Annotated in this window: 25 protein-coding genes and 1 tRNA gene; 17 read left to right on the top strand and 9 right to left on the bottom strand. The window is 58.8% G+C overall.

Annotation, left to right across the window (positions count from 1 at the left end; genetic code table 11):
- Positions 1-38: 38 nt before the first annotated feature.
- The 6 genes from QZW03_RS03770 (at position 39) to QZW03_RS03745 (ending at position 8,581) form a co-directional block, all read left to right on the top strand.
- On the top strand, positions 39-1,040 hold the full coding sequence (locus QZW03_RS03770; RefSeq protein ID WP_296508483.1) for a hypothetical protein: 1,002 nt from the start codon (positions 39-41) through the stop codon (positions 1,038-1,040).
- Positions 1,041-1,080: 40 nt separating this feature from the next.
- Complete coding sequence (locus QZW03_RS03765) at positions 1,081-2,613, top strand: acyl-CoA carboxylase subunit beta (RefSeq protein WP_296508481.1); 1,533 nt, start codon at positions 1,081-1,083, stop codon at positions 2,611-2,613.
- A gap of 5 nt (positions 2,614-2,618) precedes the next feature.
- Entirely contained in the window at positions 2,619-3,530 is a 912-nt protein-coding gene (locus QZW03_RS03760; protein WP_296508479.1) for an alpha/beta hydrolase, read from the top strand.
- 77 nt (positions 3,531-3,607) lie between these two features.
- Entirely contained in the window at positions 3,608-5,656 is a 2,049-nt protein-coding gene (locus tag QZW03_RS03755) for an acetyl/propionyl/methylcrotonyl-CoA carboxylase subunit alpha (protein WP_296508477.1), read from the top strand.
- The gene (locus tag QZW03_RS03750) at positions 5,653-6,129 is read left to right on the top strand and encodes a VOC family protein (protein WP_296508476.1); all 477 of its coding nucleotides are present in this window, start codon (positions 5,653-5,655) and stop codon (positions 6,127-6,129) included. Before QZW03_RS03755 ends, QZW03_RS03750 begins: the two co-directional genes overlap by 4 nt.
- Positions 6,130-6,253: 124 nt before the next feature.
- Entirely contained in the window at positions 6,254-8,581 is a 2,328-nt protein-coding gene (locus QZW03_RS03745; protein WP_296508474.1) for a methyl-accepting chemotaxis protein, read from the top strand.
- A gap of 30 nt (positions 8,582-8,611) precedes the next feature.
- Here QZW03_RS03745 and rsxB read toward each other — a convergent pair whose 3' ends face one another.
- From rsxB to QZW03_RS03720, 5 genes are all read right to left on the bottom strand, one after another.
- On the bottom strand, positions 8,612-9,301 hold the full coding sequence (gene rsxB, locus QZW03_RS03740; protein ID WP_296508472.1) for an electron transport complex subunit RsxB: 690 nt from the start codon (positions 9,299-9,301) through the stop codon (positions 8,612-8,614).
- Positions 9,298-10,704, bottom strand: a complete 1,407-nt coding sequence (gene phaZ / locus QZW03_RS03735; RefSeq protein ID WP_296508470.1) for a polyhydroxyalkanoate depolymerase — start codon at positions 10,702-10,704, stop codon at positions 9,298-9,300. The genes rsxB and phaZ overlap by 4 nt, the downstream gene beginning before the upstream one ends.
- Positions 10,705-10,758: 54 nt before the next feature.
- Complete coding sequence (locus tag QZW03_RS03730; protein ID WP_296508468.1) at positions 10,759-12,102, bottom strand: hypothetical protein; 1,344 nt, start codon at positions 12,100-12,102, stop codon at positions 10,759-10,761.
- Positions 12,103-12,192: 90 nt separating this feature from the next.
- Positions 12,193-13,401, bottom strand: coding sequence for an amino acid aminotransferase (locus QZW03_RS03725; protein ID WP_296508466.1), 1,209 nt, complete (start codon positions 13,399-13,401; stop codon positions 12,193-12,195).
- A gap of 107 nt (positions 13,402-13,508) precedes the next feature.
- Positions 13,509-14,552, bottom strand: a complete 1,044-nt coding sequence (locus tag QZW03_RS03720; protein ID WP_296508464.1) for a nitronate monooxygenase — start codon at positions 14,550-14,552, stop codon at positions 13,509-13,511.
- A 66-nt stretch (positions 14,553-14,618) separates the two neighbouring features.
- On the opposite strand from QZW03_RS03720, the gene uvrB reads away from it, so the two are divergent.
- The 10 genes from uvrB to QZW03_RS03670 all read left to right on the top strand — a co-directional run bounded on the left by uvrB (position 14,619) and on the right by QZW03_RS03670 (position 23,055).
- Positions 14,619-16,730 (top strand): excinuclease ABC subunit UvrB, encoded by a 2,112-nt coding sequence (uvrB, locus tag QZW03_RS03715; RefSeq protein ID WP_296508463.1) that lies wholly within the window; start codon positions 14,619-14,621, stop codon positions 16,728-16,730.
- A 115-nt stretch (positions 16,731-16,845) separates the two neighbouring features.
- Positions 16,846-17,382, top strand: a complete 537-nt coding sequence (gene iscR, locus QZW03_RS03710) for a Fe-S cluster assembly transcriptional regulator IscR (protein WP_296508462.1) — start codon at positions 16,846-16,848, stop codon at positions 17,380-17,382.
- 29 nt (positions 17,383-17,411) lie between these two features.
- Positions 17,412-18,632: an IscS subfamily cysteine desulfurase gene (locus QZW03_RS03705; protein ID WP_296508461.1), complete on the top strand. Its 1,221-nt coding sequence runs from the start codon at positions 17,412-17,414 to the stop codon at positions 18,630-18,632.
- A gap of 22 nt (positions 18,633-18,654) precedes the next feature.
- Positions 18,655-19,041, top strand: coding sequence for a Fe-S cluster assembly scaffold IscU (gene iscU / locus QZW03_RS03700; protein WP_296508460.1), 387 nt, complete (start codon positions 18,655-18,657; stop codon positions 19,039-19,041).
- A 1-nt stretch (position 19,042) separates the two neighbouring features.
- Positions 19,043-19,366, top strand: a complete 324-nt coding sequence (iscA, locus tag QZW03_RS03695) for an iron-sulfur cluster assembly protein IscA (RefSeq protein ID WP_296508458.1) — start codon at positions 19,043-19,045, stop codon at positions 19,364-19,366.
- Positions 19,363-19,878 carry a Fe-S protein assembly co-chaperone HscB gene (hscB, locus tag QZW03_RS03690; RefSeq protein WP_296508456.1) on the top strand — a complete coding sequence of 172 codons (516 nt, stop codon included), beginning with the start codon at positions 19,363-19,365 and terminating at the stop codon, positions 19,876-19,878. Before iscA ends, hscB begins: the two co-directional genes overlap by 4 nt.
- 11 nt (positions 19,879-19,889) lie before the next feature.
- Positions 19,890-21,746 carry a Fe-S protein assembly chaperone HscA gene (hscA, locus tag QZW03_RS03685; RefSeq protein WP_296508454.1) on the top strand — a complete coding sequence of 619 codons (1,857 nt, stop codon included), beginning with the start codon at positions 19,890-19,892 and terminating at the stop codon, positions 21,744-21,746.
- Between the two features lie 12 nt (positions 21,747-21,758).
- On the top strand, positions 21,759-22,097 hold the full coding sequence (fdx, locus tag QZW03_RS03680) for an ISC system 2Fe-2S type ferredoxin (protein WP_296508452.1): 339 nt from the start codon (positions 21,759-21,761) through the stop codon (positions 22,095-22,097).
- Positions 22,098-22,105: 8 nt separating this feature from the next.
- A complete protein-coding gene (dnaQ, locus tag QZW03_RS03675) occupies positions 22,106-22,816 on the top strand; it encodes a DNA polymerase III subunit epsilon (protein WP_296508451.1) in 711 nt (236 codons plus the stop codon).
- Positions 22,817-22,980: 164 nt separating this feature from the next.
- Positions 22,981-23,055: transfer RNA gene (locus QZW03_RS03670), tRNA-Val, on the top strand.
- 6 nt (positions 23,056-23,061) lie between these two features.
- On the opposite strand, the gene QZW03_RS03665 is transcribed toward QZW03_RS03670, so the two are convergent.
- The 4 genes from QZW03_RS03665 to QZW03_RS03650 form a co-directional block, all read right to left on the bottom strand.
- Complete coding sequence (locus tag QZW03_RS03665; RefSeq protein ID WP_296508450.1) at positions 23,062-24,027, bottom strand: site-specific integrase; 966 nt, start codon at positions 24,025-24,027, stop codon at positions 23,062-23,064.
- A 177-nt stretch (positions 24,028-24,204) separates the two neighbouring features.
- A complete protein-coding gene (locus tag QZW03_RS03660; RefSeq protein ID WP_296508448.1) occupies positions 24,205-24,519 on the bottom strand; it encodes a hypothetical protein in 315 nt (104 codons plus the stop codon).
- A 121-nt stretch (positions 24,520-24,640) separates the two neighbouring features.
- Positions 24,641-25,087: a hypothetical protein gene (locus tag QZW03_RS03655; RefSeq protein WP_296508446.1), complete on the bottom strand. Its 447-nt coding sequence runs from the start codon at positions 25,085-25,087 to the stop codon at positions 24,641-24,643.
- Between the two features lie 75 nt (positions 25,088-25,162).
- A complete protein-coding gene (locus QZW03_RS03650; protein ID WP_296508445.1) occupies positions 25,163-25,405 on the bottom strand; it encodes a hypothetical protein in 243 nt (80 codons plus the stop codon).
- Between the two features lie 353 nt (positions 25,406-25,758).
- Between QZW03_RS03650 and QZW03_RS03645 the strand changes: the two genes are divergently transcribed.
- Positions 25,759-26,001: a hypothetical protein gene (locus QZW03_RS03645; RefSeq protein ID WP_296508444.1), complete on the top strand. Its 243-nt coding sequence runs from the start codon at positions 25,759-25,761 to the stop codon at positions 25,999-26,001.
- Positions 26,002-26,142: the final 141 nt, after the last annotated feature.

Raw genomic sequence — 26,142 nt, 5'->3', positions numbered from 1 at the left:
AGTCGTGGAAGTTCGGAGGCGATAGGGTAGGGGCTAGCTTGCCTTTGAAAGAATTTGCCATGGGAAAGGACTGGCTGCCTTTTGGCTCAACTCTCTTGGATGTAGAGGCGAGAGGCATTGCAATAGAGCGTCACTTATTGCCGAAGCGCAACGCAGTGATCGATGTTTCTGGTGACATTTTTGGTTTGCCGTATGGATACGTGGAGGCTCACTGCTTCGCCGCTGGCCGTCCCATTGAACAGGTTTGGTACCAACTCCCTCTTGACCCTACCGCAGGGCATTTGGAGACCATTCGTCAAGGACATAAGAATTTGGTTCAGGTATTGGGTATGCCTACAACTGCATCGGGAGATGTTTCCGAAATTCAGATCACATCGACGGGGGATGTGGTTTTTCATGCTACGTGGAGGCGCAAGCATTATTTGTTGGGTACATCTTGGTTTGGCGATACGCGGCATGAGCACGGGCTTGCTTTGTCTGGAATGCTTTATCAGCACTGGGATGATGAAAAAGCTGCAGCAAAACCCTACTTGTCCGGGTTCCACAGTCAGTTAAGCAAGCTGGAGCAGATACCTTTTCCAATAGCGAAAGCTCGATTACTTGATAGCAATTTAGACCGCCCCAGCATTAAAAAGTGGTGTCGCACTGGCGCTGTTTTCGATCCTGCCAGCGATCGATCGTTGATCGAAGCACAGCGCGCGCTGTACTCGCCTCGATTGCTCCTCACACCCAGAGCATGGTCAGGGAAGTTGCCAATTGATACTTCCGGGGAGTTAGTGATGTGGCAAAGCAAGGATGGTTTGCTAGGATTTTCGACCCCGTGCGATACATGGATAGCTGAGCCAGACGAGTTGCTAGTTATTGACGAATTCTTGACCCATCCTGCCAAAGGCCCGGGCTCGCATGCTGTGAGACTGGGTGAAATCGAAGCCTCAGTTTCCCACATTGAAGGTGGCAATCCCGCGATTAGAGATTTCATCGCGTCGATCAAATCGGTAGTTCAAGCCGAGCATCGTTTTCACGAATCATCTGACTGTTGAACAGTCGTAAATCATTGAAGAGAATTTTTTGGAGACAAGCATGCAAGACATCCTCGTACAACTGGAAGCCAAGCGCGAGCTGGCCCGCATGGGCGGTGGGCAAAAGCGCATCGACGCGCAGCACAAAAAAGGCAAGCTCACCGCGCGCGAGCGCCTCGAAGTGCTGCTGGACGAAGGCACCTTTGAAGAGTGGGACATGTTTGTCGAACACCGCTGCGTGGACTTCGGCATGGACGAGCAAAAGATTCCCGGCGACGGCGTGGTCACCGGCTACGGCATGATCAACGGCCGCTTGGTGTTTGTGTTCAGCCAGGACTTCACGGTGTTCGGCGGCGCGCTCTCCGAGGCGCACGCCGAGAAAATCTGCAAGGTCATGGACCAAGCCATGAAAGTCGGTGCGCCTGTGATTGGCCTGAACGATTCGGGCGGCGCCCGCATTCAGGAAGGCGTGGCCTCTTTGGGCGGCTATGCCGACGTGTTTCAGCGCAATGTGATGGCCAGCGGTGTGATCCCGCAGATCAGCATGATCATGGGGCCATCGGCGGGTGGCGCGGTGTACAGCCCCGCCATGACCGACTTCATCTTCATGGTGAAAGACAGCTCCTACATGTTCGTGACCGGCCCCGAAGTGGTGAAGACGGTGACCCACGAGGAAGTGACCGCCGAAGAGCTGGGTGGCGCGGTGACCCACACCACCAAGAGCGGCGTGGCCGACCTGGCGTTTGAGAATGATGTGGAAGCGCTCCTCATGCTGCGCCGCCTTTACAACTACCTGCCTTTGAGCAACCGCGAAAAGGCCCCGGTGCGCAAGAGCGGCGACCCCATCGACCGCAAAGACCTGAGCCTGGACACGCTGATCCCGGACAACCCCAACAAGCCCTACGACATGAAGGAGCTGATCGTCAAAACCGTGGACGATGGCGACTTCTTCGAGATCCAGCCCGAGTACGCCAAGAACATCATCATCGGCTTCGCGCGCATGGACGGCCAGACCATTGGCATCGTGGCCAACCAGCCGCTGGTACTGGCCGGTTGCCTAGACATCAAGAGCTCCATTAAGGCCGCGCGCTTTGTGCGCTTTTGCGATGCTTTCAATATCCCAGTGGTCACGTTTGTCGATGTGCCCGGCTTCATGCCAGGCACCAGCCAAGAGTACGGCGGCATCATCAAGCACGGCGCCAAGCTGCTCTACGCGTATGCCGAGTGCACGGTGCCCAAAATCACCGTCATCACCCGCAAAGCCTACGGCGGCGCCTATGACGTGATGGCCTCCAAGCACCTGCGCGGCGATGTGAATCTGGCCTGGCCCAATGCCGAGATTGCGGTGATGGGTGCCAAGGGCGCGGTGGAAATCATCTTCCGCGAAGACAAGGGCGACCCCGCCAAGCTGGCCGCCAAAGAGGCCGAATACAAAGCCCGCTTCGCCAACCCCTTTGTGGCGGGTGCGCGCGGCTTTATCGACGATGTGATCTTGCCCAGCGAGACCCGCAAGCGTATTTGCCGCAGCCTGGTCATGCTCAAGGACAAGAAGCTGGAAAACCCGTGGCGCAAGCACGGGAACATTCCACTCTGAGGCGCATGGAGATGCCGAACTGGAGTGCCTGGTTAGACGCGTGGCTGAGTGCCGGTGCCGTGCGGCGTGCACGGCTGGCACCGGCTGCCGCCTTGCCTGTGCGCTGGGTGGATACCCCGCAAGCGGCCGTCCGCGTATTTGATTCGGGGGGTGACAAGCCGTGTATCGTGCTGTCGCCCGATGGCCCCAATGTGATCGAACACTATGCGGAACTGATTGCGTTGCTGATGCCGCACTACCGTGTGTTGTGTTTTGACATGCCGGGCTTTGGCTTCTCTGCGCCCGGTACTACTTACGACCATAGCCTGCAGCGCGGTGCCACGGGCATGCTGGAGCTGATGGACCAGCTGGGTGTGGCCAAGGCGACGCTGGCGCTGAGTTGTGCGAATGGCTTTTACGCCATTCGCGTGGCGCAGATGGCGCCGCAGCGCGTGGAGCGGCTGGTGTTGTCGCAAACACCATCGCTTGCGGCCATGCACCGCTGGACCGACCGTGTGGTGCCCAAGGTACTGAAAGTGCCCGTGGTGGGGCAGCTGCTGAGCCGCGTGTTTCGCCAGAAGATGGCCTCTGCCTGGTACCGCATTGCGCTGCCTAAAACTACGGACCCAGAGCCGTTCCGCAGGGTGTCTCACCACGCGCTGCGCTGTGGTGGTTGCTTCAGTTTGGCCGGCGTGGTGCAGGGCCTGCTGCGCGAGCCGGCCGATGCGGCGCGCCTGCACGGGATTCCTTGCACCGTATTGTGGGGGACGCAGGACCGCTCGCACAAGTTCACTTCGCCCCATGCCATCCAGCACGATGTGCCGCACGCCGAGGTGGTGGTGCTGGAGGCCTGTGGCCACTTTCCGGATCTGGAAGATCCACAGCGTTTTGTACAGGCCCTGCTGCTTGGTCGCACGGAGGCGCCCACCCAGGCCTAAAGCCACTCTTGCAACCCCAGTTTATTTCAGGCCGCTACACAAAGCCAATACATTGATTCCCGAATAGGAGACTAGATATGTTCACCAAAATCCTGATTGCCAACCGTGGCGAAATTGCCTGCCGCGTCATTGCCACCGCCAAGAAAATGGGCATCAAGACGGTTGCCGTCTATTCGGACGCCGACAAGGAAGCCCGCCACGTAGCGCTGGCGGATGAGGCCGTCCACATCGGCCCTGCCCCCAGCCGCGAGAGCTACCTGCAGGCTGAAAAAATCATTGCCGCCTGCAAACAAACCGGCGCACAGGCCGTGCACCCCGGCTACGGCTTCTTGAGCGAGAACGAAGCCTTTGCCAAACGCTGCGAGGACGAGGGTATTGCCTTCATCGGGCCTAAGGCGTTTTCGATTGCCGCCATGGGCGACAAGATCGCCTCCAAAAAGCTTGCGCTGGAGGCCAAAGTCAACACCATCCCCGGTTACAACGACGCGATTGCCGGGCCTGAGCAGGCGGTGGAGATTGCCAAAGGCATCGGCTACCCTGTGATGATCAAGGCGTCTGCCGGAGGTGGTGGCAAGGGCTTGCGCGTGGCCTTCAACGACAAGGAAGCGTTTGAAGGATTTGCCAGCTGCCAGAACGAAGCCCGCAATAGCTTTGGCGATGACCGCATCTTCATCGAAAAGTTTGTGCAGGAGCCGCGCCACATCGAGATCCAGGTGCTGGGCGACAGCCATGGCAACGTGATCTATTTGAACGAGCGCGAGTGCTCCATCCAGCGCCGCCACCAGAAGGTGATTGAAGAGGCGCCAAGCCCCTTCATCAGCGATGCCACCCGCAAAGCCATGGGCGAGCAGGCGGTGCAACTGGCCAAGGCCGTGAAGTACCAGAGCGCGGGCACCGTGGAGTTTGTGGTCGGCAAGGATCAGGACTTTTACTTCCTGGAAATGAATACCCGCCTGCAGGTAGAGCACCCGGTCACCGAGTGCATCACCGGCCTGGACTTGGTGGAGCTGATGATCCGCGTGGCCGCGGGCGAAAAGCTGCCGCTCACGCAGGCGGATGTAAAGCGCGACGGCTGGGCCATCGAGTGCCGCATCAACGCCGAAGACCCGTTCCGCAACTTCTTGCCATCCACCGGCCGCCTGGTGCGCTTTGCGCCGCCCGAGCAGTCCATGTGGCAGGGCGACACCGCGCACCTGCAAGGCGTTCGTGTGGACACCGGAGTGCAAGACGGCGGCGAGATCCCGATGTTTTACGACTCGATGATTGCCAAGCTCATCGTGCACGGCAGGGACCGCAATGACGCGATTGCCAAAATGCGCGAGGCCCTCAACGGCTTTGTGATCCGCGGTGTGTCGAGCAACATTCCGTTCCAAGCCGCGCTGTTGGCCCACCCCAAGTTTGTGACAGGTGATTTCAACACCGGCTTCATCGCCGAGAACTATGGCAAGGGCTTCTTTGCCGAAGACGTGCCGCATGACGATGCAGCATTCCTGACCGCGATGGCCGCCTTTGTGCGGCGCAAGTCGCGCGAGCGCGCAGCAGGCATGTCCGGCCAGTTACCGGGCTACGCCGTGGACGCAGGCAAAGACTATGTGGTGGTTACGCTGGATGCCGCGGGCAACAACCGCTACACGCCGGTGCATGTGGACGAGTTTGAAGGTGAAACCGGCTCCGCCCAGGTCAAAGTGGGCGCGAGCAGCTATGTTATTCGTAGCAAATCGCGTTTGAACGACATTGCCATCACCGGCACGGTGAACGGCAAATCCTTTACCGCCCAGGTGGAGCGCGGCACGCCCAAGAACCCGCTGGCCCTGCGCGTGCAGCACAACGGCACCCGCATTGATGCGCTGGTCATGTCCCCCCGCATGGCCGAGCTGCACAAGCTCATGCCGCACAAGGCACCGCCCGATATGAGCCGCTACGTGCTTTCGCCGATGCCCGGCTTGCTGGTGGATGTGGCGGTGGTGCCCGGCCAGAAGGTGCAGGCCGGTGAGCGCGTCGCCGTGATCGAAGCCATGAAGATGGAAAACGTGCTGTTTGCCGCCGCCGATGGCGTGGTGGGCAAGGTGCTGGCCGCAAAAGGCGAAAGCTTGTCTGTCGACCAAGCCATCGTGGAGTTTGTATGACCGTTGCTGCAGCGAAGCGCCCCTTCAAGGTCTTGGGTATCCAGCAAATCGCCATCGGCGGCCCTGACAAAAAGCGCCTGCAAACCCTGTGGGTGGACATGCTGGGGCTGGAGGTTACGGGTACTTTCCAAAGCGCGAAAGAGAACGTCGACGAGGACATCTGCTCCATGGGCACCGGCCCCTACAAGGTCGAGGTCGACCTCATGCAGCCCATGGACCCCGACAAAAAGCCGGCTGTACACACCACGCCCTTGAACCATGTGGGTTTGTGGATCGACAACCTGCCGGTGGCGGTGGAGTGGCTCACCGCCAAAGGCGTGCGCTTTGCCCCCGGTGGCATTCGCAAGGGGGCTGCGGGTTACGACATCACCTTTTTGCACCCTAAGAGCAATGACGAATTCCCGATTGCCGGTGAAGGTGTGCTCATTGAGCTGGTGCAGGCCCCGCCCGAGGTGGTAGCCGCTTTAGGCTGATTTGCCGCGCTGGCACCTCAGTTTGAGGGGAAACACGGGGGGCATGGCCCCCCATTTTGTGGGTTGAATCGGTAGAAAAGCGCTAAAGTCAAGTCAGTTGATAAATTTCCAAGGAACGCCCGTTATGAGCTTTGTGAAGTTTTTGTACCCCGGCATGTGGGTCATGCGCAAGATTCGCTTCGGTTCCAAGTTGGCCATTGTGTTTCTGGTGGCCTTGGTTCCCCTGTTGTTCATCGTTGAGCAGCTAGTTTCTCGAACGTTGAGTGGGCTCCAGATTACCCGTGCAGAGGTTATGGGCGTGGAAGTGGTGGAACAAGCCACGGACGTGATCCGGAACGTGCAGGCCCACCGCGGACAAACCAATATGGTGCTCCTGGGTAACGCGGCTGCCACCGGCGCCCGCGATCAGACCCGCAGCAAGCTGGCAGAGGAGGTCAGTGAGCTCAAGCGCCTTTTGGACGACAAGCGTGGGATGGAGGCGCCGCCCGAATGGAAAGAACTGCGCGGCCGCTTGGAAACCTTGGTCAAGGAGCTGGACGGCAAAGATGCCCCTCAAGCTTTCGGCTTTCACACCGCGCTGGTGGAAGATCTGACCCGTTTTGTTTACGGAGTGGCGGACAAGTCAGGCTTGTTGTACGACCCGGACCCTCAGACGTATCTGCTGATGGATATGTCCGTCTCGAGGTTGATTTCCTTGCGGGAGCAGATCGGCCGCTTGCGCGGAACCGGCGCAGGTTTCTTGAGCAGGCCTGAGTTAAGTGAAGATGCCGTTGGCCGGGTGAATCTGTTGGCTGGTGCTTTAGCTGCTTGGGCCAGAGACGTTGCTTACTCTCAACAAATTCTCGCCAGCGTGGGATTCAAGGATGCTAGCGGCGACGCGGCGCAATCCGCGGTGGCGAAGTTTGTTGCCTTGTCCAAGGAGCGTTTCAAATCAGGTGCCCCCAGTGGCGAATCTGAAGCCTACTTTGCTGCCGGCACCCAGGCGATCGATGCGATCGGGGCCTACCACAAAGCAGTCAATCAGACGATGGTGTCACTATTGAAAGAGCAGGAAAAAGCATTGACCAGGGGTTTGTATGCACTGATTTGTGGAAGCATTTTCGCTGTCGCTTTTTTGATCTATTTAATGCTTTCGTTCAATATGAGCTTTTTGTCGGACCTCCGCCAAGTCTTGAGGTTTATGGAGCAAACGGCTTCGGGTAACTTAAGGCATAAAGTCAAAATCCTGGGTAAAGACGAGTTGTCTGACATGACCCACGCGATGGACGTGATGGTGAACAATGTGTCTGTGATGGTGGCCAGTGTGCGCAGCAATTCAGCACTGGTGGCGAATTCAGGCGATGTTCTGGTGCAGGGCAACCGCAGCCTGTCAGACCGTACCGAGCAGCAAGCCGCCAATCTGGAGGAAACTTCGGCCAGTGTGCAGGAACTGGCCTCCACGGTGAAGGACAACGCCAATGCGGCGCAGGAATCCGATCGTGCGGCGCAAGGCGTACGCACCACAGCCGAACAGGGCGCCGCCGGCATGAACCAGGCGATTGAATCCATCGAGGCCATTGAAGCCAGCACCCGCCGTATGGATGAAATCGTCGGCGTAATTGATGGATTGGCTTTCCAGACCAACATCCTGGCCCTCAATGCGGCAGTAGAGGCTGCCCGGGCGGGCGAGTCAGGCCGGGGCTTTGCGGTTGTTGCGGCAGAGGTGCGTTCTTTGGCCCAACGCTCAGCGGCATCAGCCAAGGAAATCCGCCAGCTCATCACCACCTCTACCGCACAGGTCGCGGCAGGTGTGCAGCAAATCCGTACTGCCGGCAAAAACATCACGGCCATTGCTGACGGAGTGCGCGGGGTCGCAGGCAATATGACTTTGATCTCCGCGTCCAGCGCGGAACAGAGCGCCAGCCTGGCGGAAATCACCACCGCCATCCGCCAGTTGGACGAGATTACCCAGCAAAACGCTTCCATGGTGGAGCAGGCGGTGAACCAAGCGACCGCACTGCAGACCCGCGCCAGTGTGTTGGCCGATGCGGTGTCGGTATTCAAGCTGCAGCAGGGTTCTGCGGACGAGGCGCGTGATTTGGTGGGCCGTGCGTTGGATTTGCGTCGCAGTAGCGGTAGCAGGGACAGTTTCATCCGCGAAGTGACGGCCCAGCACTCCGGTTTGTTTGACCGTGACATGTACGTCTTCGTTCTGGACCGCAATGGGCAGTACCTCGCATTTGCGGGCAATCAGGCCAAGGTCGGCACCCGGGTGCAGGATGTCGCCGGCATCGATGGCAATGCCTTGATCGACTCCATCATTCACCAGGCGGAAGCAAATCCGGGTTGGGTGGAGTACGAGATTGCCAACCCACTCACCGGCCGGGTGCAAACCAAGATGTCTTACGTGCTGAAGGTAGACGATGTCTACGTGGGCTGCGGCGTCTACAAGAGCCTGATGAGCAGTCTTTGATTGGAGTCGGGCAGGGTTCACCTGCCCGACTCAATTTCCAGCGCCGGGTGTGGCTTTGCGGGCGCGGGCTCTGGCAAGGGCCGCCTCGATCACCGCCCGTTTTTTGTCCAGGATAGCCGGATCGGTGTGCTGGGAATGGGCGGGCAGGTCGGCCAGCTTCATGCGGGCTTTGGCCTCCAGTGCTTGGGCAAGTTCTTCGGTTTCACGCGCTTGCCGCACCTGCCGGCTCTCATAACGTTGGCGAGCGTTGGCGGCTTCTTCGGCGCTCCATGCTGCCCAACCGGTACGTTCACCGGAAACGGTTTCCACCATGATGCAATCCACCGGGCACACCGGAAGGCATAGCTCACAGCCGGTGCAGTGCGGCTCGATCACCGTGTGCATGCGCTTGTTACTGCCGATGATGGCATCGGTGGGGCAGGCCTTGATGCACAGTGTGCAGCCTATGCACCAGTCTTCATCAATGAACACCACGGTGCGTGGCGCCTCCAGCCCGAATTCCGGATTCAGCGGAATGAAGGGTTTGCCGGTGATGGCAGCCAGACGTGCAATGCCCTCAGCACCGCCGGGCGGGCATTGGTTGATGGGAGCTTCACCACGTGCCATGGCGCCGGCATAAGCGGCGCAATCGGGGTAACCGCAGCGCGTGCATTGCGTTTGCGGCAGTGCGTCCAGAAGCTGATGCGCCAACGCTGGCGCAGTCTCCGGGACAGTACTCACTTGGCGGTACTGACCCGCTTGCTTGCTACTTTTTTGGTAGCTGCTCGCGCAGTCTTGGCGGGCGCTGGAGTCACTTTTGCTTCAGGAGCTGCTGCCGGGGGTGCCGCAGTGATCTTCACAGCTTTGGGTGCGCCAGTGGGCTTGTCGTGGCTCTTGATGAATGCCTTGACCTGCGGGTACACCATCTCGCGCCAACGGCGACCGGAAAAGATGCCGTAGTGACCGGCGCCCATCGCCTCATAGTGCTTTTGCAGCGACTTGGGGACACCACTGCAGATGTCGTGCACTGCACGGGTCTGACCGGAGCCCGAGATATCGTCCAACTCGCCTTCCACCGACAAGAGTGCCGTGGTGGTGATGTCTGAGGGCTTGACCCGTTCGATCTTGCCCTTTTCGCTTCGCACATCCCAGGTGCCGCTGACCAGCGCAAAGTCTTGAAACACTACGCGGATGGTCTCCAGGTAGTAGTCGGCGTCCATGTCGAGCACGGCGTTGTACTCGTCGTAAAACTTGCGGTGGGCGTCGGCGGAAGCATCGTCGCCCTTCATCAAGTCTTTGAAGTAGTCGTAATGACTCTTCGCATGGTGGTCGGGGTTCATGGCCACAAAGCCGGTGTGCTGCAAAAAGCCGGGGTAGACCCGACGCCCTGCACCCGGGAAGCTGCTGGGCACCCGGTAGATCACGTTGTTCTCGAACCAGCTGTGGCTCTTGTTCATGGCCAGGTTGTTCACCGCGGTGGGGGACTTGCGGGCGTCGATGGGCCCCCCCATCATGGTCATGGACAGCGGGGTGGTTTCGCCACGGCTGGCCATCAGCGACACCGCAGCGAGCACCGGCACGGTGGGCTGACACACACTCATCACGTGGCAGTTTCCATACTTGCCTTGCACGTGGCGAATGAACTCCTGCACGTAGTTCACATAGTCATCTAGGTGGAATTCACCGTCGGCCAGGGGCACCAGGCGTGCATTTTTCCAGTCAGTGATGTAGACCTTGTGGTCTTTGAGCATGGTTTTGACCGTGTCGCGCAGCAGCGTCGCGTAGTGGCCCGACAAGGGCGCCACGATCAGTACCACCGGCTGGCCCTTGATTTTTTCCAGGGTGGCGGTGTCATCGGTAAAACGCTTGAAGCGGCGCAGCTCGCAAAAAGGCTTGGAGAGTTCCACCCGCTCATGAATGGCGATGTCCACACCGTCTACATCGATGGTGCGCAGGCCGAACTCGGGCTTTTCGTAGTCCTTGCCCAAACGGTGCATCAGGTCGTAACTGGCAGACAGGCGCTGGGCAAACGGGCTTTGACCGGCCATGGACAGCGGGTTGCTGTAGAGCTTGGCAGCAGCCAACGCCAGATCGGAAAACGGCTCCATCAGGGAGCGTTGGGTTTCGTAGAGCTGGTACAGCATGGGGGACTCGCTTTCAGGGAAATGTTGCAGTGCAATATAGCAGTGTTGTCTGTTTTAGCGATTACTCGCTTTGAGAATCCCGCGGATTGCGTTGCGGCTGTGGGCGCCGAAGTTGCCCAGCAGCTCGGCGACAAGAGCATCCAGACTAGAGCGCGCCTCGGGTTGCGCGCTGGCAAGCTCTTTGACGAGGGTCACTTTGTCTTCGTTAGCGCCGAAGTCGTAAGCAGGGTCGGAGACAAAGCCTGCCGGCATGCTGTCGGTCAAGGTTTTAGCAATGCGGTTGCCATAGGCGGCTGCCTGTGCCGACACCACATTGCGGACGTAGAGGTCGTGCCATTCGGGATAGCTGGCGTCTTTGTCCATCTGGCGCAAAGCTTGGTCGACAGGGGTGTCTTGCCGGGCGAGCGCCGAGTTGAGGAGCACTTCAGACTGGTATTTCTCCAGGGCCAGGTGCCGGTTGGAGAGCAAGGTCACCATATTGTTTTTCATGCCCGAAAGGCCAGCCATGGCCATGGCGTTAATCGCCAATAGCTTCAGCGTCGAATCCCCCGGCGCCAGGGTCGCATGGTAGGGCTGGGTCAGGTCTTGCAAATAATGCAGTGCGAGACCGGTGAAGCGCCATCCCCAGTAAGGGTGGCCGGTTCGGAAGGCCAGGGACGCCAGGGTGGAGTATTGGTACACCCGCAGTTGGGGGAAGGTCCGTTTGAGGAATGGCGCTGCGGTGTACAGCACCTTGCTCTCATGCATGAAGCCCATGTGGAAGGGGGCTTGGGTCGAGTAGGGGAGTATGGGGTTGCCGAAAGGCAAGGGGCCAAAGCCATACAACTTGCCCCACTCCGAGGGGCTGTCTTCCCACAGATTGATGTCTAGGCCGTAGTCCGGCTCATCGGCGGCGCTGGCCGCTACCGCTAAGGGTGCAACTTGCTCGCCAGAGCGCAAGGGTTGGAACTTCTGGCTGGCGTTGCCCAGCATGGGCAATGTGGTGACCGCTTCCGAGGGCAGTCGCGGTGCCGGAGAGGCGTTGACCTTGGGGTCCGGCTGGATAAAGAGTGCAAAGCGGCTATTGGGTGCGATCCGCAGCGCATGGGCGAAGGCGAGGCGGCGGGCTTCGTCGCTGCGGTCGGGGTTGGCTACAAAAGCCAGCTTTCCGGGGCGCGGGGGGTAGCTTTGCAGATTGGCGGCTGCCCACGCTTCGTGACTCGCCAGGAGCGCCTCAATAGTTTTTTCTTCTGCCTTGAGAAAGACTTCCAGTGGCTCCACCGTGACGGTGGCCGCATTGGCCACCTCGGGCATGGCTTCCAGGGCCCGGTAGGCTGCCAGGGTGTGATTGCCCCAAGCACCTGCGGCGGATGACGCCAGCCCCAGCAGGGCTCCCAACGCGTAGGCTATTGTTTTCATGCAATTGTCTCCATATGCGCCCGTGGAATATGCGCTAGCAGCTATCAAAAAGATAGCGAGCCGGGCGGGGCTTGCGCCCCGCGTTTTTCCTTAGATGACCTTGGCGATGGCCTGGCAGACGTAGTCGATGTTCTTGCTGTTCAGGGCTGCCACGCACATGCGACCGGTGTCGGTGCCGTACACGCCGAATTCGGAGCGCAGGCGGACCATCTGGTCTTTGCTGAGTCCCGAGTAGCTGAACATGCCGATCTGGGTGGTGATGAACGACATGTCTTTGGTAACACCCGCTGCCTTCAGGCCGTCGACCAGCTTTTGGCGCATGGCTTTGATGCGCACGCGCATCTCACCCAATTCTTGTTCCCACTGGGCGCGCAGCTCAGCGTTGTTCAGCACCGCAGCCACAATGGCGCCGCCGTGGGTGGGCGGGTTGGAGTAGTTAGTGCGGATAGCGATCTTGAGCTGGCTCAGGACGCGGTCGGTTTCTTCCTTGCTGCTGCCGACCACGCTCAGGGCGCCCACGCGCTCACCGTAGAGGCTGAAGCTCTTGGAGAAGCTGGTGGACACAAAAATGTTGAGCTCAGCGGCCACAAACTTGGCGATCACGGCGCCGTCTTCGGCAATGCCGTAGCCGAAGCCTTGGTAGGCCATGTCCAGGAATGCAGTCAACTTGCGGGCCTTCACGGCGGCAATGACCTGGTCCCACTGGGCGGCGGTAATGTCGTAGCCGGTCGGGTTGTGGCAGCAGGCGTGCAACAGGACGATGGTGCCTTCGGCGGCAGCGTTGAGCTTGGCCAGCATGCCGTCAAAGTTGATGCCACCCAAGCCGCCGTTTGCGCTCTGGTCGAAGTAGGGGTAGGTGTCGACGTTAAAACCGGCGTTGGTAAACAGGGCGCGGTGGTTTTCCCAGCTGGGGTCGGAAATCAACACGGTGGCGTTGGGGCTGAGCTTCTTCAGGAAGTCGGCGCCGATTTTCAGTCCGCCGGTGCCACCAATGGCTTGCACCGTGGCCACGCGGCCGCTCTTGACCACATCAGAGTCAACGCCGAAGACCAGCGCTTTGACGGCTGCGTCGTAAGCGGCAATACCGTCGATAGGCAGGTAACCACGGGCGGTGGGCTTGTCCATCATGGTCTTTTCAGCGGCTTGAACGCACTGCAACAGGGGGAGTTTGCCGTTGTCGTCGAAATAAACGCCCACACCCAAATTCACTTTGCTGGGGTTGGTGTCAGCGTTGAATTGTTCGTTCAGACCCAGAATAGGGTCGCGGGGAGCCATTTCGACGGCGGTAAAGAGAGACATGGATAAGTCCTGTGATTGGAATGTCGTGAGGATGCCCGACAACGCAGGTTGCGTTACGGGTTCTCCCTATTTTACGTGGCACCGCGCTGGTGCCTTTTTGTCGAGGTTTAACCGGGCAGGCCCCGTGCGAGTGCACGGGTGAGGTCGGCGGCCGGCGCGTCGCAGCAGCCGGAGGCATTTTGACCGCTCCACAGCGGGGAGAAGTCGGTGCGGCCCTGGCTTTCCGCCCGGGCCCGCAGGGGTGCAATGGCCGAAGTTGCCATGGGAAAAGCCGGCGCGGCGGAGTTCAATGGGCCCAATTCGCGCATCAAGCGGTTGACAATGCCTCGGGCAGGGCGACCGGTGAAGAGGGTGGTCAGTGCTGTGTGCCGGGCTTGCGGGCTTTGCAGGGCGGCCCGGTGCAGAGTGGCGGTGGTGGCTTCGGGGCAGCACATGTAGGCGGTCCCGACTTGCACTGCGGAGGCACCGAGCGCCATGGCGGCGGCCACGCCGGCGGCATCGGCAACCCCGCCCGCTGCGATAACAGGCACGCTCACCGCCCGCACTATTTGTGGGAGCAGCGCCACGGTGCCCATTTGCACGCTCAAATCGTCCGTCAGAAAGTGCCCTCGGTGCCCTCCGGCTTCCAGACCTTGGGCAATGATGGCATCTGCCCCGTGCGCTTGCAGCCACGTTGCCTCTTCTGTCGTTGTAGCGGAAGCGATGACCAGGCTGCCCCAGCTTTTGACCCGGGCCAGAAGCGCCTTGGCCGGCAGCCCGAAGTGAAAGCTGACGACGGCAGGTTTGTATTCTTCCAACAGCTCGGCACTCTCAGCGCTGAACGGTGCCCGACCCGGGCCCTGCGTGATGTCGGCAGTGGAAAGACCCAGCTCGTCGTAATAGGGGCTTAAAGCTTCGTGCCAGGCAGTTTCTCGTGCCGCGTCGGGGCCGGGCGGGATATGGCAGAAGAAATTAACGTTGTAAGGCTTGTCGGTGAGTGCGACGAGTTGTTGGAGTTCGTGCCGGAGCGCTTGCGGACTCAACATGGCGGCGGGAATGGAGCCGAGTGCGCCAGCGTTGCACACGGCAGCGGCCAAGCGATGGTCTTGCACTCCGGCCATCGGCGCTTGAATCAGCGCCAGCGGAGTGCCCAGAAATGAAGGTTTTGACATGGTGGGGTCCTGCAGGGTTGCGGTCTAGTCTACAGTTCCCCATTTCACGTCATCGAGCCTTCCGCCATGTCTTTCCCCCAGCCGACCTCTGCAGTGTCCGACGACGCAGATGAAGTGCGCACCGGCACTTTTGTGAGCTATCCCGGTTCACCCTTTGAGTTGTACCAACCCTATCCGCCTGCCGGCGACCAGCCCGAGGCAATCGATCAGTTGGTCAGCGGAGTCGAGGACGGCGAGGTGTTTCAAACGCTGCTGGGCGTGACCGGGTCGGGAAAGACCTTCACCATGGCCAACGTGATCGCCCGCCTTGGGCGCCCGGCCATTGTGTTTGCTCCCAACAAAACACTGGCGGCCCAGCTGTACAGCGAGTTCCGGGAGTTCTTTCCCAAGAACGCGGTCGAGTATTTCGTGAGCTATTACGACTACTACCAGCCCGAGGCCTATGTGCCGCAGCGCGACTTGTTCATTGAAAAAGACAGTGCGATCAATGAGCACATTGAGCAGATGCGCCTGAGTTGCACCAAAAGCATCATTGAGCGGCGGGACGTGGTGATTGTGGCCACGGTGTCTGCCATCTACGGTATCGGCAAGCCGGAGAGTTACCACCAGATGGTGATGACGCTGCGCACCGGAGACCGCATGGGGCAGCGGGACATGATTGCCCAGTTGGTGCGCATGCAATACCAGCGCAACGACATGGATTTCAGTCGGGGGGCGTTCCGGGTCCGGGGGGACACGATTGATATCTTTCCGGCAGAGCACAGCGAAATGGCGATCCGGGTCGAGCTGTTTGACGATGAGATCGAAAGCCTGCAGCTGTTTGACCCCCTGACCGGCCGCATCCGCCAGAAGATTCCGCGTTTTACCGTCTACCCCAGCAGCCATTACGTGACACCGCGCGACCAGGTCTTAGCCGCCGTGGAGACGATCAAAACGGAGTTGGCAGGGCGCTTGAGTGAGTTTGTCAGCATGGGCAAGTTGGTGGAGGCGCAGCGCTTGGAGCAGCGCACCCGCTTTGACCTTGAAATGCTGAGTGAAGTGGGGCACTGCAAGGGGATTGAAAACTATTCGCGCCATTTGAGTGGCTCTGCGCCGGGCGAGCCGCCGTCGACCCTCACCGACTACCTGCCCAAAGACGCCATGATGTTTTTGGATGAAAGCCATGTGCTCATCGGTCAGTTCGGTGGCATGTACAACGGGGACCGGGCGCGCAAGACCACGCTGGTGGAGTACGGCTTTCGCTTGCCGAGTGCATTGGACAACCGGCCGCTCAAATTTGAAGAGTTCGAAACCAAGATGCGGCAGGTGGTGTTCGTGTCCGCCACACCGGCCCAGTGGGAAAACGAGCACGCGGGTCAGGTGGTGGAGCAGGTGGTGCGCCCTACAGGATTGGTCGATCCAGAGGTGGAGGTGCGGCCGGCAGGGACCCAGGTGGACGATGTACTGCAGGAAATCCGTATCCGCGTAGACAAAAACGAACGTGTACTGATCACGACCCTGACCAAGCGCATGGCAGAGCAGTTAACGGACTACCTGACTGACAACGGTGTCAAGGTGCGCTATCTGCATAGCGATGTGGACACGGTGGAGCGCGTGGAAATTTTGCGGGACTTGCGCCTGGGGACCTTTGATGTGCTGGTCGGCATCAACTTGCTACGCGAGGGGCTGGATATTCCGGAGGTGTCTCTGGTCGCGATTCTGGATGCGGACAAGGAGGGCTTTTTGCGCTCGGAGCGCTCGCTGATCCAAACCATTGGCCGTGCGGCCCGTAACCTGGAAGGAAAAGCGATCCTTTATGCCGACAAGATCACGGACTCGATGGCGCGGGCCATTGGGGAGACGGAGCGTCGCCGCAAGAAGCAGATTGCCCACAACCTGGAGCGCGGCATAACGCCCAAGGCCATTGTGAAGAAAGTCCGCGACTTGATTGATGGTGTGTACAGCGAGAAAGCCGGTAAAGAAGCCGAGCGCCTGGAGCGGGATGCCCACCAGCGAGCGCAAGTGGAAGACATGAGCGAGAAGGACATTTCCCGCGAAATCAAGCGCTTGGAGAAGTTGATGATGGAGCACGCGCGCAACCTCGAGTTCGAAAAAGCAGCGCGGGTGCGGGACCAATTGACCATTTTGAAAGAGCAGGCTTTCGGGGCGCCGGGTACGGACAACGTCGTGATTCTGTAAAGTTGACAAACCAAGTCGGATAAATAGACTAATCAGTCTGTTTACCCGACTAGCGCGCGGGGTTGAGTGCTATACTTGAGTCCGCTAGTCAACAACCCTACCGAAGGAGCAAGCGATGCGTCTCACCACCAAAGGCCGTTTTGCGGTCACCGCGATGATCGATCTGGGCTTGCGCCAAAGCTCGGGACCGGTAACTTTGGCTGCAATCAGCCAGCGCCAGCAAATTTCTCTGTCCTACCTTGAGCAGTTGTTCGGAAAGTTGCGCCGCCATGACCTGGTGGAGTCCACCCGTGGGCCCGGCGGCGGTTACACACTTGCGCGCAAAGCTTCGGACATCACCGTGGCAGAAATCATCACCTCGGTCGATGAGCCGATTGACGCCACCCAGTGCAGTGGCAAAGAAAACTGCCTCGGCGAGGGTGCCCGCTGCATGACGCACGACCTGTGGGCTTCTTTGAATACCCGTATGGTGGAGTTTCTGGATTCCGTCACCCTGCAAAAGCTGGTGGACGACCAGCTTGCAAAGGGCTTGCAAATTGAAGACAAGCCCAGCATCAAGCGCGCTATTTCGGCCATGCCGGTGGTCAAGCCGATTCGGATCAATGCTCCGAACTCCGTGTTTGCCTTGGGCAATGCCTTTTCTAAATCCTGATTTTTACTGCAGCCAGCACTGAGCCAGCTATGGACACTACACCTCATTTCCCGATTTATATGGACTACAGCGCGACCAATCCCTGCGACGAGCGGGTGGTCGATGCCATGGTCCCTTGGTTGCGCAACCATTTTGGCAATCCGGCTTCCCGCAGCCATGCGTGGGGATGGGAGGCAGAGGCCGCTGTAGAAAAAGCACGCGAGCAGGTCGCAGCGCTGATTGGCGCCGACCCCCGCGAAATTGTCTGGACTTCCGGTGCCACCGAGTCCAACAACCTGGCGATCAAGGGTGCGGCCCAGTTCTACAAGTCCAAAGGCAAGCACATCATCACGGTGAAAACCGAGCACAAGGCGGTGCTGGATACCTGTCGCGAGTTGGAGCGCCAGGGTTTTGAAGTGACGTATCTGGATGTGCAGGACGATGGTCTTGTGAATCTCGACACCTTCAAGGCCGCGATCCGCCCGGACACCATCCTGGCCAGCGTGATGTTCGTGAACAATGAAATCGGTGTGATTCAGGATGTGGTGGCCCTGGGCAATGCTTGCCGTGAAAAAGGCGTCATCTTCCACGTGGATGCAGCGCAAGCTACCGGCCGGGTGGATATCGATATGGCCCAGTTGCCGATTGATTTGATGAGCCTGACCTCTCACAAAACCTATGGTCCCAAGGGCATTGGCGCGTTGTTTGTGCGTCGCAAACCCCGTATCCGCCTCGAAGCGCAGATGCACGGTGGCGGGCACGAGCGTGGCATGCGCAGCGGTACATTGCCTACCCACCAGATCGTGGGCATGGGCGAGGCCTACCGCATTGCCAAAGAAGAAATGCACGTTGAAAACGTCCGCATCAAGGCCTTGCATGACCGCATGTTGGCGGGTCTGGAAGGCATTGAGCAAGTGTTTATCAATGGCCACAAAGAAAAGCGCGTGCCCCATAACCTGAACATGAGCTTCAACTATGTGGAAGGCGAGTCCTTGATCATGGGTATCAAGGGCCTGGCGGTTTCGAGCGGTTCGGCCTGCACGTCTGCTTCTCTGGAGCCTAGCTATGTCTTGCGTGCCTTGGGGCGGAGTGATGAGTTGGCCCACAGCAGCCTGCGCATGACGATCGGTCGCTGGACGACAGAAGCCGATATCGACTACGCCGTGGACACGATCAAGCAAAACGTGGCCAAGCTGCGCGATTTGAGCCCGCTGTGGGACATGTACAAAGAAGGCATTGACCTGTCCACGATCCAGTGGGCGGCGCACTGATCAAAGTTAAGAGGTAAAGCAAATGGCATATTCAGACAAAGTTGTTGACCACTACGAAAACCCCCGCAATGTGGGCTCCTTTGACAAAGGTGATGACACCGTTGGCACCGGCATGGTGGGTGCGCCCGCTTGCGGTGACGTCATGAAACTCCAGATCAAGGTCAACGCCGAAACGGGTGTGATCGAAGACGCGCGTTTCAAGACCTACGGCTGTGGCTCCGCCATTGCATCGAGCTCGCTCGTCACCGAGTGGGTGAAGGGCAAGACGCTGGACGAAGCAGCAGCTTTGAAAAACAGCCAGATCGCTGAGGAATTGGCACTCCCTCCTGTCAAGATCCACTGCTCTATCCTGGCGGAAGATGCCATCAAAGCCGCGGTGGACGACTACAAGAAAAAGCACCTGAACTGATATGGCCGTCACCCTGACAGAAGCAGCTGCGCGGCACGTGACCCGCTACCTGACCAAGCGTGGTAAGGGCGTGGGCGTGCGGCTGGGTGTAAAGACTACCGGCTGCTCCGGACTGGCGTACCAGTTGGAATACGTTGATGAGTTGGCACCGGAAGACATCGTCTTCGAAGGCCATGGTGTCAAGGTCCTGGTGGACCCCAAGAGCTTTGCCTACATCGATGGCACCCAGTTGGACTTCGTGCGTGAGGGTTTGAACGAAGGCTTTCGTTTCAACAATCCCAACGAGCGCGACAAGTGCGGTTGCGGTGAGTCGTTCCGCGTGTGAACCTGCAGGATGACGACTTTGCCCTCTTCGGCTTAACGAGGGGGTTTTCGCAGGACCGCGCAGCGATAGATGCGCGTTGGAAAAATCTGCAGAAAGAAGCGCACCCGGATAAGTTTGCGTCCCATGGCATAGCCGCTCAGCGGGTGGCTTTGCAGTGGTCGGTGAGGATCAACGAGGCCTACGAGCGCCTCAAAGACCCCCTGAAGCGGGCAGCGTACCTTTGTGAGCTTGCGGGTCACCCGATTCAGGCCCACAGCAACACCGCGATGCCTCCCGCATTTTTGATGCAGCAAATGGAGTGGCGTGAGGCTCTGGATGATGCCAACACGGCCGGTGACGTGGAGTCTTTGTTAGACGAAGTGCAGAGCGCCCGGCGGCAGTTGTTGCGGGAATGCGAGGCTGCGTTGGATGAGCGTGTTGACTTCCAGGCGGCGGTAAGCACCGTACGAGCTCTGATGTTTATAGACAAGTTTGCACTTGACCTGCACCAGCGTTTAGATCAATTTGAGTAGTGTGAGATTTCATGGCGCTTTTGCAAATTTCAGAACCCGGCCAATCCCCCAATCCCCATGAGCGCCGTATCGCCATCGGAATCGATCTGGGCACCACCCATTCCTTAGTTGCGGCGGTGCGCAGCGGTGTCGCAGAATGCCTTCCGGATGCGCAAGGTCGCGTCGTGCTGCCCAGTGTGGTGCGGTACCTCGATGCGGACCGTCGCCAGATCGGCTTTGACGCGCTGGCGAATCAAACGGCAGACCCGGGCAACACTATTGCATCCGTCAAGCGATTGATGGGGCGGGGCGTGGGGGATGTAGCGCATCCCAGCAAGCTGCCTTATGCCTTGGTGGACGAGCCCGGCATGGCCAAAATCCGAACTATCGCGGGCGTGAAAAGTCCGGTAGAGGTGAGTGCAGAGATCTTGGCGACGCTGAGGTTCCGCGCAGAGGACAGCTTTAACGACGACATTTACGGCGCGGTGATCACGGTCCCGGCCTATTTCGACGATGCACAGCGTCAGGCCACCAAAGATGCGGCCCAGCTGGCTGGCCTGAATGTGCTGCGCCTGATTAATGAGCCGACAGCTGCCGCGATTGCCTATGGCCTGGACAACGCCTCGGAAGGTGTTTACGCCATTTACGACTTGGGCGGCGGTACGTTTGACATATCGATCCTGCGGCTGTCGCAGGGCGTCTTTGAAGTGCTCGCCACAGGTGGAGATTCTGCCTTGGGTGGCGATGACTACGATCGGGCGCTGGCCGATTGGCTGCTGGAGTCCGCGGGGCTCGCGGCACCGATGCCGGAAGACCAGGCTGTGCTGATGGCGGGCGCGCGCGCCTGTAAAGAAGCGCTCTCCAACGAAGAGATTGCCAGCGTTGAGATCGATCTTTCTACCGGCTCCATCGACATGGGTGTACGGCGTGAGGACTTTGAAACCGCCACTGCCGGCCTGACTGCGCGCACCTTGCAGGCCGTGCGCAAAGCATTGCGCGATGCCTCCCTCAGCAAAGATGAGATTCAGGGCGTGGTGATGGTGGGTGGCTCCACCCGCATGCCTCAGGTACAGCAAGCGGTGCATCAGTACTTCGGGCGCGAGCCGCTGACCAACTTGAATCCTGATGAGGTGGTAGCCCTCGGTGCTGCCATACAGGCCAACCAGTTGGCTGGCAACAACCCCGGTGGAGACTTGTTGTTGCTGGACGTGATTCCGCTGTCGTTGGGCGTGGAGACCATGGGCGGGTTGGTAGAGCGCATCGTGCCGCGGAACCAGACGATTCCGACTGCGATGGCACAGGACTTCACGACGTACAAAGACGGTCAAACTGCTCTGGCCTTGCATGTGGTGCAGGGCGAGCGTGACCTGGTGGCGGATTGCCGTAGCTTGGCCCGCTTTGAGCTGCGCGGAATTCCACCTATGGCGGCTGGTGCCGCCCGGATTCGCGTGACGTTCACGGTGGATGCTGATGGTCTTTTGATGGTGGCGGCCAAAGAGCAGGTCAGCGGCGTAGAGGCGCGGATTGATGTCAAGCCTTCTTATGGACTGAGCGACGAACAAATTGCCGCGATGCTCAAAGAAAGCTTCACGACCGCAGAGGCCGATATGCGTGCCCGTGCACTGGTCGAGGCCCGGGTGGACGCTGATCGCTTGACTCTGGCAACTCGCAGCGCCCTCGAAGCGGATGGCGAGCTCCTCGATGCGCCTGAGCGCACCCAGATTGATAGTGCGGTGGAAGCATTGGCCGCTGCCGCGTTGATGACCGACCCCGCCCTTATTGAGGCTGCAATCAAGAGTCTTGCAACCGCGACCGAGCCCTTTGCCGCAATGCGGATGAACAAAGGAATTTCGCAAGCGCTGGCTGGCAAGAGCATTGAATCCCTTTGAAGTGAACTGAATATGCCCGTTATCAAAATACTGCCGCATCCCGAATACTGCCCGGAGGGCGTCGAGCTGAAAGCGGCCGCAGGTACGTCGATTTGCGAAGCCTTGCTGGAAAATGGCATTCAAATTGAACACGCCTGCGACATGAGCTGCGCGTGCACCACGTGCCATGTGATCGTGCGCGAAGGCTTGCAGAGCCTGAATGCAGCCGAGGAAACCGAGGAAGACCTGCTGGACCGCGCCTGGGGTCTGGAGCCTCAGTCCCGCCTGAGCTGTCAAGCCTATTTGGCTCAGCAAGACATTGTGGTTCAGATCCCCAAGTACTCCATCAACCACGCTCGCGAAAACCACTGAGGCAAGCCATGCGCCAGATCGTGCTCGACACTGAAACCACGGGTTTCTATGCCAACCATCCCGACCATCCGGACCGCATGGTGGAAATTGGCTGCGTAGAGCTGGTCAACCGCAAGCTCACGGGCAACAACCTGCATTTCTACTTGAACCCCGGTCGCGACAGCGATGAGGGAGCGCTCCGGGTGCACGGCTTGACCACGCAGTTTCTGAGCGACAAGCCCCGCTTTGAAGAGATTGCGCAAGACTTGGTCGACTATGTGGATGGTGCGGAAATCATCATCCACAACGCACCGTTTGACCTCTCGTTCCTCGACATGGAGCTGAAGCGTTCCGGTCGCAAGCCATTCAAGAACTTCGTCAGCCATGTGCTCGACACCTTGGTCATGGCCAAGGAGATGTTCCCCGGTAAGCGCAACAGCCTCGATGCGCTGTGTGATCGCCTGGAGGTCGACAACTCCGGCCGCACACTGCACGGCGCTCTGCTGGATGCCGAGCTACTGGCGGACGTCTATATCAACATGACCCGGGGGCAGGACGCCTTGCTGATGGACAGCTCGGACTCACCCGAGCCGGGGCTGGTGGTGGAGCAGTTGGACTTGAGCGGCATACAGCTCCCGGTTTTGGAAGCCAATGCCCAAGAGCTCGCGGCCCACGATGATGTTTTGAACCAGCTCGACAAGTCCAGTGGAGGAAAAACGGTCTGGAAGCTTTCGGCCTGAAAAAATGGTATATAATTTGAGGCTTCCTTGATACGGGATCAAAGTTTCAAGGGCGATTAGCTCAGGGGTAGAGCACTGCATTCACACTGCAGTAAATATCCTTTAGAATCAATGGGTTGCATCATCTGGTGTAAGTCCTTGGTGTAATCGGGAAATGAGAAGTTGGGCGATTAGCTCAGGGGTAGAGCACCACATTCACACTGTGGGGGTCGCAAGTTCGAAACTTGCATCGCCCACCAACTTTCTCACTTGAAGGCCTTGTCCAGCCCATCTTTGATGCGGCCGGTCTCCAGATGGCCATAGCGCTGCTGAGTTACGACGACAGTCGAATGCCCCAGTAGTTTGCTCACAACATACAGCTCAACGTCGCTTTTAATCAGGATCTTGGCACAGCTGCGTCGCAGATCCTTGAAATTCAGCCAGGGCATGCCTGCGGCTACCCGCGCACGCGTGAAGCCCGACTTGATCCCTTCCGCGCCGATGCCCAAAGGCAGTTTGTCCAGCCAGGGTGCAAGGGGCGCCACGATCGGGATCGTGCGGGTTTTGCTGGTCTTCGTGCCGGTGTAGTGAATCTCGATCTCTTGGTTCGCCCGGTCGATGTGCTCAGGCCGCATTTTGACGATCTCACCTCGTCGGCATCCTGTGTAAATTGCTATGAAAACTGCTGCCTTGACTGCATCACTGCAGTGGGATGCCAGTGTTTCGAGCTGTTCCAGGGAGATTGAGGTCGTCTGAATGTTGGCCACCTTGAGCAACTCTACTTCGTCGGCGTAGTTGTGACTCGCGAGTTCAGCCTTTTTGGCCAATTTCAGCCCTTTTTTCAGGGTTGAAAGGCTCCAGTTGATCGTGGCAGCTGCGTATTTTTCCCTGCAGTCGTTCGTGAAGTGCAGTGCCGCGCGGCCGGCCTGGCTGGCCTTGTATTTCTCGGCCCAAGGGCCAAAGCGTGCGGCGTGATGGAGTGCGGTGGAGGAGTCTTTGAGGCCCTTGGCGTGCTGCACATACAGAGCCATGACCTCGGTCAAGGGTGGGTCGCCAGGGATGCCCACCTTGCGTGATTCTTTTGGACTTTCGGCCACTGCTTTCAGCAGCTGGGCCTCTACTAGCTTGGCGTCGCGCGCCGTCGCACCTGCCGGGAGTGTGCGATGTACGCGCTTGCCGTCCCGCATAATCGAGGCGTGGTATCGCCCGTTTTTGTCTGTGTAAACTGACATTGATTCCCTCGAAGGAAGGCCTTGCATTCGGCCAGGTCATATCGCTTGGATCTGACCCCCACTGGTGTGTACGGCAGACCCAAATTTTCCAGGCGCTTGACGTGGGACTCGCTGATCCCCAGTGCGGCGCACAGCTGCTGACGGGTCAGGTCAGTCATCGGCCGACCCCCGTGTTGTTCAGGCCTTGGCGGCCTTTTCCTTTGGCTTGCGTTCCCGCGTTGCCCGCTTTGGCGCCGCGCCGTGTGACGGCTCGGCCACGATGGTCGCCGCATCGATTATTTGCACCTGGCCCGCCGGCTTGCTTTTCAAGTCGTCGATCATCCGCCTGATCGCGACCTCGATAAGCAGGTACAAAGGACCCTGCGCCACTTCCGCAAGCTCCTCCCGAAGTCGATCGGACATGCGCAGCAGAGTCGCACCACGATTTTCTGTTGATCCTTGACCGTAGATCACCATCTTGAGGTCGCTTGTCAGTACGGGTTTTGTTGCCATGTGCACTTTCTTTGATTGCTGTGCATGTAATGTAGTGCAACATATTTTCAAGTGTCACGACATTTTTGCTGGTATCAAGCATAAATCGCATTCTTCATTCGGCCACGTGGGGCAGGGGGCATTACGGTGTCGAGGTTGTCGGAGTCGGGGAAGTGACGATGTCGCGATTGAAATCGTCTTTGTGCCACTTGCGGCGAATCCGCATCATGATCGCGTTCATCTTTGGGGCGGCGGCGTAAAGTGCTTGGGCTCCGGCTGCGTAGTCGGGGTTATTGGACGATTTCGAGTGGTGCAGGTGGAAAGCGGCTTCGCGTTCGATGTCGCCATCGCGGATGTCGATGAATTTCGTGATGATGTCCCGCTGGGTGAAGGACGTGTGTGCGCTGCGGGTGAAGGCCGGGTGGACGATAGCGGTGTAGGGCCCGCTTTCGCCGGGGAGGGGGGCCGATGGCAGATCGAGGAAGGCAATGCGCTGGTCGCCTGGCTCGCCCACGATGTAGGCGGCGGTGAGGCTTTTGATGTAGTGGCGGAGGTGGGACTCGAGGTCCGGGATGTAGCGGGTGGCCATGTCAGGACTTTGAGCGCAGTTTATTTGCGGGGGTTGGGGGGTGGAAAAGCTGGAGGATCATGGTCGGTCCGGGTATCAGGACTGTTCGCCGATGTAGGGATTTACGTCCAGGCGGATCAGCACGCCGCCGCCCTTGAGGATTTCAATGCCATCACGCTTCAGTGCTTTTTTCGCAGTGCGGTTCCCCTCTGTTGCCAGTAGTAGCGCCTCGCCCAGGGGCTTGGCGATGCCATCGACCTTCAGAGCACAGATGCGCTCAATCAGGCTGGGTGCCGGCTCTGGGGCTGGGGTGGGGATGTTTTTTGTGGTGTGGCTCATGTCAATCTCCGATTTGCTGCCGCGTCATTGCTGCATGAGTTGACTGTATTCCGGAATGAAATATTTTTGTTGAATTGACGGATTTTGCCGATATTTGTGTTATTGACACCTTTTTTAACGAGCGGAGAAAAAATGTTGATCAGATCAACATTCTGAAGAACAGCATTGAATCGATATAGGTGATGTTTATTGGATTTCATTTTTAGATTTGAACTATCAATCGATCAAGGCCTTTTGCTGGGCGCCCATCTCTCCCTCGCGCTGGGAGGGTGTTGGGCTGTGTGCAGGGGCATCCCTCGGGAATCGATTTCCCACCCCGAAGCACTGGGAAAAAGCTACTCAGGCGGAGGCGTATGGCTGTCGACCTGCCGCTGGCACGCCTGGGACTGCTGCAGGCCCTTTTGCGCACCCCTTGGGTGACCCCGCGGTGTCCGCCTTTATGGCGGCACGCCGGGGTCCGGTTCAAGCGCGGGGAAATCGAGGGTTTCCAGGAGCAGGCGCGGGTGGCATGGCTTTATGGGAGAGTTGCATGGGTGCTTTCTTTCCTCGGTTTTATGCCCGGGTTCCTGCTTTTGGAGACTGCTTTCCGCACCTAAAGGTGCGGAAAGCAGTCTCCAAAATGGGAAGGTGGACTTGGTGACCGGTCACCAAATTTGGTGTGAGGTGCATCTAATCTCTGGAGAATGGCTTCAGGTGCGGGTTTACACCGGCGCCACACCGCCATCATCAGAGCGACG

This window comes from Rhodoferax sp. (genome assembly GCF_013297935.1).
Taxonomy (GTDB): domain Bacteria; phylum Pseudomonadota; class Gammaproteobacteria; order Burkholderiales; family Burkholderiaceae_C; genus Allorhodoferax.
Note: the sequence above shows the minus strand (reverse complement) of the source record. Positions and strands in the feature narration are given on the sequence as shown.